Source organism: Sphingobacterium sp. 1.A.5 (genome assembly GCF_002734235.1).
Lineage (GTDB): Bacteria > Bacteroidota > Bacteroidia > Sphingobacteriales > Sphingobacteriaceae > Sphingobacterium > Sphingobacterium daejeonense.
Window position 1 is genome coordinate 42,410 of sequence record NZ_PEBA01000006.1, and the last position, 12,961, is coordinate 55,370.

13 protein-coding genes are annotated in these 12,961 nt (G+C 33.7%); 6 read left to right on the top strand and 7 right to left on the bottom strand.

All coding sequences use genetic code 11. The annotated features are described in order from the left end of the window. Window positions 1-2 precede the first annotated feature (2 nt). From CRT24_RS04780 to CRT24_RS04805, 6 genes are all read left to right on the top strand, one after another. Window positions 3-1,499 (top strand): Gfo/Idh/MocA family protein, encoded by a 1,497-nt coding sequence (locus tag CRT24_RS04780; protein ID WP_099370111.1) that lies wholly within the window; start codon window positions 3-5, stop codon window positions 1,497-1,499. Between the two features lie 4 nt (window positions 1,500-1,503). After that, complete coding sequence (locus CRT24_RS04785) at window positions 1,504-2,484, top strand: Gfo/Idh/MocA family protein (protein ID WP_099370112.1); 981 nt, start codon at window positions 1,504-1,506, stop codon at window positions 2,482-2,484. 164 nt (window positions 2,485-2,648) lie between these two features. After that, window positions 2,649-3,230 (top strand): RNA polymerase sigma factor, encoded by a 582-nt coding sequence (locus CRT24_RS04790; protein ID WP_099370113.1) that lies wholly within the window; start codon window positions 2,649-2,651, stop codon window positions 3,228-3,230. Window positions 3,231-3,363: 133 nt separating this feature from the next. Next, a complete protein-coding gene (locus CRT24_RS04795) occupies window positions 3,364-4,209 on the top strand; it encodes an alpha/beta fold hydrolase (RefSeq protein ID WP_099370114.1) in 846 nt (281 codons plus the stop codon). Further along, on the top strand, window positions 4,209-4,679 hold the full coding sequence (locus CRT24_RS04800) for an RNA polymerase sigma factor (protein ID WP_099370115.1): 471 nt from the start codon (window positions 4,209-4,211) through the stop codon (window positions 4,677-4,679). Before CRT24_RS04795 ends, CRT24_RS04800 begins: the two co-directional genes overlap by 1 nt. Further along, window positions 4,669-5,256: a hypothetical protein gene (locus CRT24_RS04805; RefSeq protein ID WP_099370116.1), complete on the top strand. Its 588-nt coding sequence runs from the start codon at window positions 4,669-4,671 to the stop codon at window positions 5,254-5,256. Before CRT24_RS04800 ends, CRT24_RS04805 begins: the two co-directional genes overlap by 11 nt. 50 nt (window positions 5,257-5,306) lie before the next feature. On the opposite strand, the gene CRT24_RS04810 is transcribed toward CRT24_RS04805, so the two are convergent. Genes CRT24_RS04810 through CRT24_RS04840 form a run of 7 tightly spaced genes read right to left on the bottom strand, consistent with a single transcriptional unit; the run spans window position 5,307 to window position 12,916 of the window. Continuing rightward, window positions 5,307-7,712, bottom strand: coding sequence for a polysaccharide biosynthesis tyrosine autokinase (locus tag CRT24_RS04810; RefSeq protein WP_099370117.1), 2,406 nt, complete (start codon window positions 7,710-7,712; stop codon window positions 5,307-5,309). 6 nt (window positions 7,713-7,718) lie between these two features. Continuing rightward, window positions 7,719-8,522, bottom strand: a complete 804-nt coding sequence (locus tag CRT24_RS04815; protein WP_099370118.1) for a polysaccharide biosynthesis/export family protein — start codon at window positions 8,520-8,522, stop codon at window positions 7,719-7,721. Further along, on the bottom strand, window positions 8,515-9,429 hold the full coding sequence (locus CRT24_RS04820; protein ID WP_099370119.1) for a hypothetical protein: 915 nt from the start codon (window positions 9,427-9,429) through the stop codon (window positions 8,515-8,517). Before CRT24_RS04820 ends, CRT24_RS04815 begins: the two co-directional genes overlap by 8 nt. Before the next feature lie 28 nt (window positions 9,430-9,457). Then, a complete protein-coding gene (locus CRT24_RS04825) occupies window positions 9,458-11,083 on the bottom strand; it encodes an ABC transporter ATP-binding protein (RefSeq protein ID WP_099370120.1) in 1,626 nt (541 codons plus the stop codon). Between the two features lie 4 nt (window positions 11,084-11,087). After that, window positions 11,088-12,188 (bottom strand): nucleotidyltransferase family protein, encoded by a 1,101-nt coding sequence (locus CRT24_RS04830; RefSeq protein ID WP_099370121.1) that lies wholly within the window; start codon window positions 12,186-12,188, stop codon window positions 11,088-11,090. A gap of 2 nt (window positions 12,189-12,190) precedes the next feature. Next, entirely contained in the window at window positions 12,191-12,460 is a 270-nt protein-coding gene (locus CRT24_RS04835; protein WP_099370122.1) for a PqqD family protein, read from the bottom strand. A gap of 12 nt (window positions 12,461-12,472) precedes the next feature. Further along, window positions 12,473-12,916, bottom strand: coding sequence for a S24/S26 family peptidase (locus CRT24_RS04840; RefSeq protein WP_099370123.1), 444 nt, complete (start codon window positions 12,914-12,916; stop codon window positions 12,473-12,475). Window positions 12,917-12,961 lie beyond the last annotated feature (45 nt).

The following is a 12,961-nucleotide window of genomic DNA, read 5'->3' on the forward strand; positions in this document are numbered from 1 at the left end:
TTATGGACAGAAGAAAATTTTTAAAAAATAGTGCTACGGTAGCAGGATTTACAATAGTTTCAAGCAATGTACTTGGAAAATCTTTAGGATATGTTGCACCAAGTGATAAACTCAACATTGCAGGAATTGGTGTTGGTGGTATGGGAAGACGCAATCTTTCTAATATGAACACTGAAAACATTGTCGCTTTATGTGATGTTGACTGGAAGTATGCTCAAAAAACATTTGATGATTATCCAAAAGCGAAGAAATTCAAAGACTGGAGAGAAATGTTTGATAAGATGGGCAAATCTATTGATGCTGTTATGGTTGCTACGCCAGATCACACCCATGCAGTAGTATCGGCACATGCAATGACTTTGGGCAAGCATTGCTATACTCAAAAGCCTTTAACACATTCCGTTTATGAATCTCGTTTATTAACAAACCTTGCAAAAAAACATAAAGTTGCTACTCAAATGGGGAATCAGGGCAACTCGTTTGATTGGTGTCGACAAATAGCAGAATGGATTCAATCTGATGCAATTGGCGAGGTCTATGAAGTCCATTGCTGGACTGATAGGCCTATTTGGCCACAAGGGTTAATGAAACCAAAAGAAGGTATGCCAATTCCTGAAACTCTGGATTGGGATCTGTTTATTGGTCCTGCGGAAAACAGGCCGTATAATAGTGTTTACACGCCATGGAATTGGCGTGGTTGGTGGGATTTTGGAACAGGTGCATTAGGAGATATGGCTTGCCACATCATGGATCCTATATATTGGGCCTTAGACTTAAAATATCCTACAAAGGTAAATGGTTCCTCCACGCTAAGCAATCTTTATTCACCTCCACATGCTCAAATGGTTCAATATACATTCCCAGCTCGTGAGAAAAAAGGCCAGGTGAATATGCCAGAAGTAAAAGTTTATTGGTACGATGGAGGATTATTACCTGAAAGACCTGCCGAACTAGCTCCTGGCCAAATGATGGGTGATTCCAATGGAGGAATAATTTTCGTAGGCAAGAAAGGTAAAATTATGACTGGATGTTATGGTATGAATCCTACCCTACTACCTGTCACAGAGATGAATCATTTTACCCAACCGACGCCTTGGATTCCGAGAGTACCGGGAGGAAATGGTGATATCTGGAACACAAATGCCCATGAACAAGATTGGATCAGAGCAGCAAAAGAATCTTCAAGAAACAGAAAAGAAGCGAGTTCGAATTTTGGGTTTTCTGGACCTTTTAATGAAATGGTCGTGATGGGAGTTCTTGCGGTAAGACTACAGGGTCTTTACAGAGATTTATTGTGGGATGGAGAAAACATGCAATTCACCAATATCAATGATTCAGATATTCTAAAAATAGTTTCGGTAGACGAGTTCAGTGTAATTGATGGAGATCCAAGATTTAACAGACAATTTGTGGAATTAAATGCTAAAGAGGCTGCAAATGAATGGATAAAACATACATATCACAATGGCTTCAGCCTGCCTGACATGCCAAAAGTTTAATATTATGAAAAAAACAAATAGAAGAGAATTCATTCAGAATTTGGGCATAGTTGGAGTTACTACGGCTGCCCTATCTGTAAATTCATTGCCTTTGTTTGCAGAACAGTCTTTCAAAAAAATTGGCATCATTGGTTTGGATACATCTCATAGTGAAATGTTTACCAAAGATATTAATGAAGGAAGTTTGAAAGACAGAGGCTATCGTGTAATTGCTGCCTATCCACATGGAAGTAAAGATATCCCTTCAGCTTTAGGCATGAAACAAGGAATAATCGACGCTGTTCAAAAAATGGGGGTTGAAATAGTTGATTCAATAGATCAATTATTAAAGAAGGTTGATTTTATTTTGTTAGAATCAAACGACGGCAGAGTTCATTTAGAACAAGCTACCAAGGTAATAAACGCTAAAAAACCTTTATTTATAGATAAGCCAATGGCTGAGAATTTAGATAAAGTAAAAGAAATATTTGAATTGGCAGCTAAAAAGAATGTACCCTTATTTTCCTCTTCTTCATTACGGTATGACCAACTTGTTAGAGAAGTAAAAAGTGGTAAAATCGGAAAAGTTCTTGGCGCTGATGTATATACCCCAGCCGAAATTGAACCAAACCATATTGACCAGGCTTGGTATATGATCCATGGTATTGAAATGTTGTTTACAGTAATGGGGACAGGTTGTAAAGAAGTATTTAGAGCTTATCATCCCGATTTCGAACAGGTTGTTGGAATATGGAAAGATGGGCGAATAGGATCTGTACGGGGGATTAGAAAAGGTGCATCTAATATTGCTGGTATAGCTTTTGGAGAAACTGGAATCTCCCAATTAGGACCTTTTGCTGGCTATGGACCTTTAGTTGCTGAAATCCTAACATTTTTTGATACTGGTAAACCACCGGTACCTCCTGAAGAAACAATTGAAATATTCCAATTTATGGAAGCTGCCCAAAGGAGTAAGGCTTCAAAACAAGTTGAGAATTTAATTTAAGGATTCTTATTATAAAACTGAGCTATATCTCTAAAATCAGACCGATATAGCTCTAGTTTTTTAAATACTAGGTAATATGGATTATAACTTTTAAATTTATATTTCAATAACACAGTTAAACTTAAACCATAAACCAAATAGTGAATTCGCTCAATCCACATTTAATGGCCTTAATTACTGGACACGAGGATGGACTAAATCATTATATCAAAATCCATGGCTCTGCTCTTCGATACTTTGCTTTCCGCATAGTTAAGGATAAGTTATTGGCTGAAGAAATTGTTTCAGATTCATTTGTAAAGTTATGGTTGGGTAGAGATAAAATTTCTACAGAAGCCAATATTAAAGCTTTTCTATATATTTCAACAAAAAATGCCTGTCTGGATCAAGCTAATCTAATTCGTAATAAATATGTTCATGATGACGAATTTTTAGATGAATTAATTTGCCCCAATGAAGATATACTTACTAAAATGATCCAAATCGAACTTATAAAGCTAATTGTAGAAGAAGTTAATAAACTTCCAAAGCAGCAAGCGGAAATTGTTCGTATGACATATTTTGAGCAGAAAGAAACTGATGAGATTTCTAAAGAATTAGGAATCACAGCTAACAGCATTTACTTTGCTAGATCAAAAGCCTTAGCTACTTTAAAGAAGACTTTTGGATTTAAAAGAAATCCAAATATTCAAGAATTGACCTTTATCATGTTTTTATTATCAAATTTTATTGCTGAAAAGCATTAAACTCAAAATAATATTTACCCACTGTAAATCAGAACATTATAGCCCCAACAAATTAATTAACAGATTTATTCAAAAAAATCTGTAACATTTTATTCGAGTTTGTATCTAAAGGAAACACAAAACATAATTTCTTATGAACTTGAAAAACATTATACTAACTATTGTGGCTATTGTAGCGATGGTTTCTTCATCAAAATCACAAACATCAGAATTTCCTTTCAAAGTCGATAAAATTGGTCAGGGCAAAAAGAATATTATATTCATTCCTGGATTTGCCTCATCTGGAGAAGTATGGAATGAAAGTCAAAAAGAATTAGGCAATGATTATACGAGTTATATTTTAACGATGCCTGGTTTTGCCGGTGTCCCTGCTCAAGCCAATCCAACCTTTAAAGGGTGGAGAGATCAAATCATTGAATTTATCAAAAAAGAAAATATAAGTAATCCTATAATAATTGGTCATAGTTTAGGTGGAGTAATGGCAATGGATATTGCAGCTACTTCACCAGATATAATTAGTAAAATAATTGTGGTTGATGCAGTTCCGTGTTTGGTAGCCCTAAATAATCCAGCATTTAAATCAAATCCAAATATTGACTGCTCTCAAATGGTGGAGCAATTTAAAAATATAACTGATGCACAATTTTTAGCAATGCAAAAACAAGGTGTAGCATCAATGGTATCAGATTCAGCAAAACAAAATTTAGTTCTTAACTGGACATTAAAATCAGATAGATCCACTTTTGCTAAAATATATTGCGACTTCAGCAATATTGACGTCCGAGAAGATATAAAGAAAATTACTTGTCCTGCATTAATTCTTTTAAATAGCGGTTTCTCCCATATTAAACCGATGATAGAACAACAATACTCGAGTTTAAAAACCGCAGATATTCAATATGCTGATCAAAGCTTACATTTTATTATGTTCGATTCGAAAGATTGGTATATGCAACAATTACTTAACTTCATTAAATAATGGAGTTTAATAAGCTATATGAAATCTATTGGGACAAAATCTTCCGCTTGTGTATGGGTTATGTGAATGACTCCGACCAAGCGAAAGATTTAGCTCAAGAAACATTCATTACCGTTTGGGAAAAGCTTTCTACTTTCAGAAATGAAGCAAATATAGGGACTTGGATTTTTAGGATAGCTACCAATACATGCCTTAGCCAAATCAAAAACAACAAAAAAATATATTCTGAAGAACTGAGCGACAATCTAGTCGAAGTTAACGAGGAAACTCTTGATGAGGAAATAAAAATGCTATATCACTACATCTCAGAATTTCCGGAGTTAGATAGAATTATTATATCATTGGAACTAGAAGGAATAAAACAAAGTGAGATTTCCAAAATTGTTGGTTTATCTGATAGTAATGTTAGAGTGAAAATTCACAGGATTAAAGAAAAATTAACCCAAAAATTTAAGAATCATGGAAAGTAACGAATTGGATCTATCTAGAATCTGGAAAAAGCAACCTACAAAATCTTCTGATTACGATGATTTAATCAATCGTATTCATTATTATAAAAAGGCCTCAAATAAGAAAAAAGTTATTTCTAATATTAGTTTAACAATAACAGCATTGGTAATAATTTCAATTTGGGTTCTCTATAAAGCAGATACCGTATTTCCGAAAATCGGAATGTCCTTAATAATTGCAGCTATATCAATCTCACTCTTTAAGTTTAACCAATTTTATAAATCGTTTAATGAATTAGATAAGAGTATTGATAGTAAAGGATACTTGGATGCTTTAATTGCTATTCAGAAAAAGCAAAAAGATATACAAAGAAACTTCATCAACATTTATTTTATCCTTCTGAGCTTAGGGCTTCTATTTTACATGTACGAAGTTAGTTTGAAAATGGACATCAAAACAGCAGTAATTGCCTATGTGCTCACTTTTGGATGGGTTGCTTTCGTTTGGTTTTATTTAAAACCTAAGGTCGCTAAGAAGCAAAATGAAAAATTAGAGAAATTTATAGATTCCATTGAAAAGATCCACAAAAACACATAAAAAAGCGCCTTGCAAATATTTTGCAAGGCGCTTTTATTTATTAGTGAGGATTAATTTCTTCCAAATAATTTAGAGAAGAAACCTTTTTTCTTTTGTGCCCCATACCCGTAGCCATAACCATATCCATAACCTCCATATCCGTATCCATAACTACCATAACCAGTATTTCCAAATTTAACACCATTTAAGACGATAGCCATATTTGTAAGTGAACCAGAATCGTAAATTTTTTGAATTTCTGGTAATTGGCGTCTATCCATTTTTCCTGCACGAACTACAAAAATCGTGACATCTGTAATTCTGTTTACAATATCAGCATCAGCAACAATTCCCAAAGGAACATTATCAACGATAATATAGTCATATCTTTCTTTAAGTTCAGCAATCAGATTATCCAATCTTTCACTCAACAATAATTCAACAGGATTAGGTGCAATTACACCAATAGGAATAATATCAATATCAGCGTCTACCCTATCTTTATAAATAATCTCGTCTATAGTTACTGCACTATCAGATAAATAGTGAGTCACACCAATTGGCATTGGGAATTTAGTAATATTACTCAGCGTACCTTTTCTTAAATCTAAATCCACTAATACAACTTTCTTCTTAAGGAACGTCATACTCACCCCTAAATTGATAACCGAGAGTGTCTTTCCAGCTCCAACATTAAATGATGTAAATGTGATAACCTTTTGTGATTTATCTCCAGAAGACATGAAGCTTAAGTTGGTTCTGAAAATCCTGAAGGCTTCAGTTACTTCATCCACGCCTTGTTCTTTTATAACAATTTCACTTTTTGCGCTTTTCATCTCTGTCGAGAATGGAATCTCTCCAACGAAAGGAACACTGATTGCATCTTCAACATCTTTACGGTTTCTAACTTTCGTATTTAGTAACAACATCAAAAGCAAGATAGCGGCAGGAACTGCAATACCAATTGCAACACCTAAAGCGATTTTTTTGAACTTACTAGGATAGAAAGGCAAATCAGAACCTGATGCAGAATCGATAACACGGATATTATCATCTGTCATTTCCCTGTTGATTGCGTTTTCTTCACGTTTGTTCAACAAGAAAATATAAAGTTCTTCGATTACTTTTTGTTGACGCTCAGCGGACAACATAATCCTTTGTTTTGAAGGCAAACTACGAGCTTTACCGATTGCCGCATTTTCTTCATCTCTCAAATTGCTCATTCTGATTCTTAAACCAGAAATTACATTGTCGATAGCACGAGCTATATTCTGTCTAACCTGAGTCAACGCATTATTCAAGTCTTGAACTATAGGGTTTTCAGAACTATTACCGCTCATTAACCTATTTCTTCTTAATAATAAGGTGTTGTATTCAGCAATGATTTCTTCAATACTACCATCGACCAAACCAGTATTACTAGGAATTAAATCATCTACCCTACTTGGATCACTCAGTCTTTGACGCATGATCTCCACCAATTTCATTTGAGTACCTAATTCTTTGCTTGAACTTTGATATCCTCTAGACTCTGTCCAGTATTGTTCTCCAGCAGATTTAACATCAAGACCTTGGTTTTGAGTCTTCATACCTTCAAGATCTGATTCAACACTACTCAATTCCTTTTCAATAATTACTAACCTGTCATTGATGAAATTTGCAGTATTGTTGGCAATTTTCTTCTTGTCCTGAACTGTCATTTCATTGTAGACCTCAATTAATTTTGAGATCATCTCCTCTGCCCTCATCGGAGAAGTATCTTCCATAGTCATTTGAAGAACTTCCACATCTTCCATTTGGGTTATCTTTAGATTCCCAAGGAAATAACCAACCATCGCATTGATTGGAGTTTTAGTGATTGTAATGTCTTCTGTCAAATTAACCCTGAACTTTTTATCAGGATTTGCAGAAATTATAACATTCCCAACAGGAGTTTTGGTTTCAGCATTTAATTTAACGATTATAGGTTTAGCCAGCTCATCATTAGAAAAACCTGATAGTTCAACCTGGTTATTACCTTTATATTTTAAATTAAATGAAAAGCCTGCACTAGAAGGAACATTTATAAATCTAACGATGAATGGTGAAGTTTTATAAAGTTCGACACTTCTTAATCCATCTTTTCGACCATAACTAACATCAGCATTTAATAAACTTATGGTATTGCGCATAAGTTCTTGAGATCTCAATTGTAAAATCTCACTATTAACATTAACAAAATTATAAAAGTTATTTGGTCTTGTAATTCTTGAAGCACTAATGGAATTATTAGCGGTTTTGATCATTACAGTTTGATCTTTCTTATATAGAAAAGGAGTTTTGCTGTATTGATAGTAATAATATCCACCAAAAAGTAGAATAGATAATAAGAACCATTTCCAGTTAGACAATAGATATCTTAAGATATCCAATACATGAAGGGATTGGTCCTGTTTTCCTTTTCCTTGAAAAGGTTTACTCATTGAATGATTTACCATTTATTCTTAGTTTCTATTAAATAAAGCTACTAGGCCTACTCCCAATGTTAATAAACCAGTTGCAAAACCAATGTATCTCCACGTTAAATCTTCTCTAGGAGAAGGCACAGCAGATCTTGGTTTTACATACACGATATCATTTTGTTTTAAGTAATAAGTTGGAGAGTTAAAGAAATTAACATCTTCAATATTACTTACATACATTTTTCTATATCCGTTTTCCTCTCTAATAACTGTAATTTCTTCTGTTAGTGCATTGTTAGTTAAACCACCACTTCTGGTTATGGCTTCAAGTAAAGACATTTGACCATCTTGAACATTAATAATACCTTTTGATCCAACCTCACCCATCATCATCACTTTTAGATTTAGTAATTCTATTCTCACTAAAGGTGAGTTGATAAGGTTTTCATTTATTAATCTATCGTAAATAAATTTCTTTAGCTCATCAACTGTTTTCCCTTCTGCAGGAATATTGCCCAATACAGGAAAGTCAATATTTCCATTACGGTCTACCATATATCCTTTTTCGGTTGTACCACCACCGGCACCCGATGTGGTAATTTCTCCATTATCCCCAACATTGTAAATTCCTCCATCAGGGTTAAATGGCGCTGCCAATTCAGGAGTTTTAGAACTGATCGTGATACTTAACCGATCATATTTCTGAATCTTTAGTTCTGGAATATCTTGCATCTTGTACAAGGAATCAACGACCATATTTTCTAGGTAGGTAACCTTTTTTGAAACTACGCAAGAGCTAAGGGTCAACATTGCCATTGCAATTAGGCTGATAATTAATCTATTCATCTTCAAGTTTATTTACTTTTATAATTTCGTTATAACAAAGTTCTGCTGCCTCCGGATTCGGAAGGCAATATAATTGACCAACAGAAACACGTTGGATAATGTTTTCCAAAACACTTAGCATGGATGAAAAAATGGTTTGATTCCATCTAATGGCTGTGAAACTTGGCAATAATGCTAACAATGATTCAACTCCTTTATTTTTCCAATCCATTTTATTCTCTTTCGCCTGTGTCAATCGAATTATTGACATCAGTTTTCTTTTTTTATTAATATAACAAGCTGTTTTCCCACTCCAAGGTGTTCCATAAATAAATACATCATCACCTTCAATCCGTACAGCAGGATTATCATCATTCAAAAGATTAAATCCCTCATTTGTGCTTATCCACAATCGACTATGTGTACTTTTACCGGTTCCACTTTTTCCTAAAAAGGAAACAGCATATTCACCATTTTCAACCACTGATGAATGTATAAGAGCAGTATTATTTGACAATACCCTTTGCCCGAAAGCAACCATAATCATCCAACTTAAAATATTCGAATCATAAAGTTCAGCACGCTTGACATGAATTTTTGACTCCTTAAATTCTTTATCACTAATCATTCTCCAAACATCAGATTCCCTTGAGTTTAAATTCTCCACTGATGTTACATAAAAGTTTGTAATCTCCTCAAACTTAAATCTATCGCCCCATACAATCGAAACATCGCTCAACAATTTTGCTTCAGATAAATTGATATCAGCAGGCTTTAATGTTAATTCTATATTTACGATAGCTTCATTATTCAAGTTTGTTTCAACTTTAAAATCTTTGAATGAAGGCAAACTATTTAATAAATCAATAGATTCATCAAAAGATATTCTGATCAAATTATCTGCTACTAAATAGTCTACAATTGTCATTTATTAGTGTAAGTATTCTTAGTGCTAATTATTGCATATAAACAGATTGGCTACATTTATCAGCTAATCTCAAATCATGCGTAACAAAAATTACAATTTTATTCTTAGCTGCAGACATTAGTCGTTCGATCAATGTTTCAGCTGTTTTTTGATCCAGTGCTGATGTCACTTCATCAAATAACCAGATACTATTTTCTTTCATCAAAGCTCTGGCTAGAGCTATTCTTTGCGCCTGACCTTCAGACAGTCCATAACCAGATTCTCCTACAATCGTATTCAAACCTTCTGGCAATTCATACACAAACTCTGAACAGCTCAAATACAATACTTCATATATTTTCTCTGGGCTAACATTTTCAGTGTCTGTCATGATATTTTCCTTGATGCTGCCAGAAAACAATTTGTCACCTTGAGGCACATATGCAATGTTTACCCTATGGTTGTGCGTAATGGGAACAGTCTTCCCTTCTGCTTTCACATAAATTTCACCTCTATTAGGTTCTATTAATGACAATAACAATCTGATTAATGTAGTCTTACCCTTCCCACTTGAGCCAATTATTGCAGTAGGTTCACCTACTTTAACTCGAAGATTAAAATCATTGATAACCAAATTATCTTCATATTTGAAACTCAAGTTTTTAATGACCAATTCATTCGGATCATTTATAAATTCAGGGACATACTCATCTTCAACCTCAGTTTTGAAAACCTCCTCAATCCTTTCAACTGCAGTCCTGAATTTTATGAAAACAGGCACAAAACTCATTAATAACAATAATGGCCCTTGTATCCTACCTACCAATTGTAGGAAAGCTGTCATGGTACCAAATGTTATCTCGTCTGACCTCAACTTGTAAACTCCCCAAATAAAGGTCAATAAAAAGCCTACATTAATTAAGAACTTCAAAGAACTCTGAGAAACGGTTGAAAAATTCAACAATTTCATCTTTAAATTATAGATATCCGATTGGCTATCTTCTACTTTTCTCCATCTGAAATTTTGTAGACCCAAAGCACGTAAAGCCATTCTGAATCTCAAATTCTCTTGAACAACTTTTCCCAAGTTTGATTCTGCAGCTTTCAACGATCTGTTTATTGCTCTAAGTTTTTTGAAATATATCTTAGTAAAAATAAACAAGGGTGAAATTGCTAAGATCAATAGAGCCAACATAGGATCCATAGACCACAATAGAGCAAAAGAAGCAACAAGTTTAATAACGGTAATGAAAAAAGTAATAAATGAATTACCTATCATTTGTACTATTTCATTAGCATCATTATTTATCCTTATTTGCATGTCCCCAGTATGCCAATTCTTGATGACTTTCCATCTGGATAGCATCTGAATCTTGATAAGCTTATTCTGCAATGAAATCAGCATTTTAGCTCTAGTCCGTTCATTGATCCAGGCTCCCCAGGCTTTAAATACCAGTCCAGCAACAATAAACAGAACAGTCAGGACCAATGCTTTATCAACAGAATTTTTATCGCCACTTATGGCATAGTCGATGGCATGCTTAGACCATATCACGAAATATAAAGAACACGCTATTGCAATTATTTCAAGGATAAAAAACAAAATTAATTCGCTTTTATATTCTTTAGCCTGTTCCCAAGCCCATTTAACCTGATATGTTATCCCTGAAAACAATATTTTACTTTTTTATCCTAGAATAATACTGCATTAATGGAAACCAAATAGCTTCTGATGGAGTTACTCTGACATATTTTACAAAGCTTTGCCAGATCCTACGTTTCTTGTCCGCTCTTTCTCCCTTTAATTCACTTTCTCTCTGTTTAAAATTCTCATTATGGAATCCAAAATTGCCTGCAACCAAAATATCTTGCATCATCCAATCTGAGTTTATTTTAGATTCAAGAGGATAAGGTAAAAAAGACTCATCAAGTCCTAAATACTTCACCAATAATTGATGCAACATATCAATCCATTTTTTAATTCCCAATTTCGAATAAATTGACTTTAAATCAGTGTTTTTCAATTCTTCATGATAGAAAGAATAAATTCTCGCTGAATCACAAAGCTGCCTAATACCTATTCCAAATGATAATAAATGTTTTAATATATGTGCATTAGCTTGAATAATTGTTTCCACTGCTGATGGTAATCTTATAGAACTACCTGAGATATTTAAAAATGTGGATTTGTTTTCCTCATCCTTTCTTATCTTATTCAATGTTTTAAATACAAATGGATTATGAATGTCAATCATTTTTTCATGATGTTCAACTTCAAACCCATCAAACTTATATTCAGCACTAAATCCAGCCATCGGATTGATCTCCAAACCCCTCTTGTTAATAATTGAAAATGCTTGGTTATAATCAGATTTATTTTTAAAGAATAAATCAATATCCCCACAAATTCGCCTTAAAGGATTGTCATAACATTTTGCGATACCTTGACCTTTCAAAAGGGTCATCGGTATATTATGCTCGACCTCAAATAATGAATGTAATTTTAAAATCGTTGCATTCATAACTTCATTCCTTTGAGCATGTTTTTCTACTCTCACTGCCCAATTCAACAACAAAGCTTTTGGTGGTTGGTTTTCAACCTTTAATTTTTGAATACCATCAAAAATTAAACATTCTACAGTTTGAGCAATACTTGTTTTAAAGATTTCATTCCATTCACGGTTAGTTAATGGAAATAAGTTTGATTCACCATTTGAATCCTTCCATAATCCGGTTTTTAGCAAGAAGAAAAATATACTAGTTATCCTATCTTGTAGCATTTCTAAACCGATATAAGACCGCCTTTTTTAAATTCCGAGATTAATTTCAATGCATCTGCTTGAGCAGTGTTTTCGTCAACTTCGTAATTCTCGATCAGCAATTCAACTATATTTGATTCATTGAATTCCTTATGAAGTAATTCTTCCCAAAGAAAAGCTGCAGTTTCGTTTAGTGTGAAAACCTTAGACATATCTACCATTTCTTGACCTGGATCGATAATTATAAAATCCTCGCCTAATTTTCTAAGTTGCAAATCTTCTCTTAATCTCATTATAAATCCTCTTTAAAACTTATTAATCAGATACCTTAATGGCCTGATGTAATACCAAACAAGACCCAATCTTTTATTTAATTTATTATTAACCTTCAATTCTTTTTTACCCCTGAAACCTTTAACCACCAGTGCCAAGACATCTGCTTCTGAAACTCGCTCGATCTGGTCAAGATTTCCGTCTCCAGCTAAATAATATTCACCATTAGATATCTTTACCAAACGATGCAAGATAAACTTGCCCTCGTATTTAACTAGTAATATATCTCCTATTTTAACATCTGAAAGATTAGGTTGTTTGATTACAACTTGGTCAGAATCTTTTAAAAAAGGCAACATACTGTTCCCGGCAACATTAAATTTAACAGACTTTCCAGTTTTGAGCTCAGACTCGATGATTTCAAAAAACATCTGATTAGGAACTTTATAACTTTTATTTGTGATGGGTCGATCCATAACTTAAGGTCTATTATTATAATGATAATTTAGCAAGAATGTGTA

Coding starts and splice junctions, on each gene's coding strand:
- CRT24_RS04835 (WP_099370122.1), bottom strand. CDS start 12,460: ATGAGATTAAGAGAAGATTTGCAACTTAGAAAATTAGGCGAGGATTTT.
- CRT24_RS04830 (WP_099370121.1), bottom strand. CDS start 12,188: ATGCTACAAGATAGGATAACTAGTATATTTTTCTTCTTGCTAAAAACC.
- CRT24_RS04800 (WP_099370115.1), top strand. CDS start 4,209: ATGGAGTTTAATAAGCTATATGAAATCTATTGGGACAAAATCTTCCGC.
- CRT24_RS04795 (WP_099370114.1), top strand. CDS start 3,364: ATGAACTTGAAAAACATTATACTAACTATTGTGGCTATTGTAGCGATG.
- CRT24_RS04820 (WP_099370119.1), bottom strand. CDS start 9,429: ATGACAATTGTAGACTATTTAGTAGCAGATAATTTGATCAGAATATCT.
- CRT24_RS04785 (WP_099370112.1), top strand. CDS start 1,504: ATGAAAAAAACAAATAGAAGAGAATTCATTCAGAATTTGGGCATAGTT.
- CRT24_RS04790 (WP_099370113.1), top strand. CDS start 2,649: ATGGCCTTAATTACTGGACACGAGGATGGACTAAATCATTATATCAAA.
- CRT24_RS04805 (WP_099370116.1), top strand. CDS start 4,669: ATGGAAAGTAACGAATTGGATCTATCTAGAATCTGGAAAAAGCAACCT.
- CRT24_RS04780 (WP_099370111.1), top strand. CDS start 3: ATGGACAGAAGAAAATTTTTAAAAAATAGTGCTACGGTAGCAGGATTT.
- CRT24_RS04810 (WP_099370117.1), bottom strand. CDS start 7,712: ATGGTAAATCATTCAATGAGTAAACCTTTTCAAGGAAAAGGAAAACAG.
- CRT24_RS04840 (WP_099370123.1), bottom strand. CDS start 12,916: ATGGATCGACCCATCACAAATAAAAGTTATAAAGTTCCTAATCAGATG.
- CRT24_RS04815 (WP_099370118.1), bottom strand. CDS start 8,522: ATGAATAGATTAATTATCAGCCTAATTGCAATGGCAATGTTGACCCTT.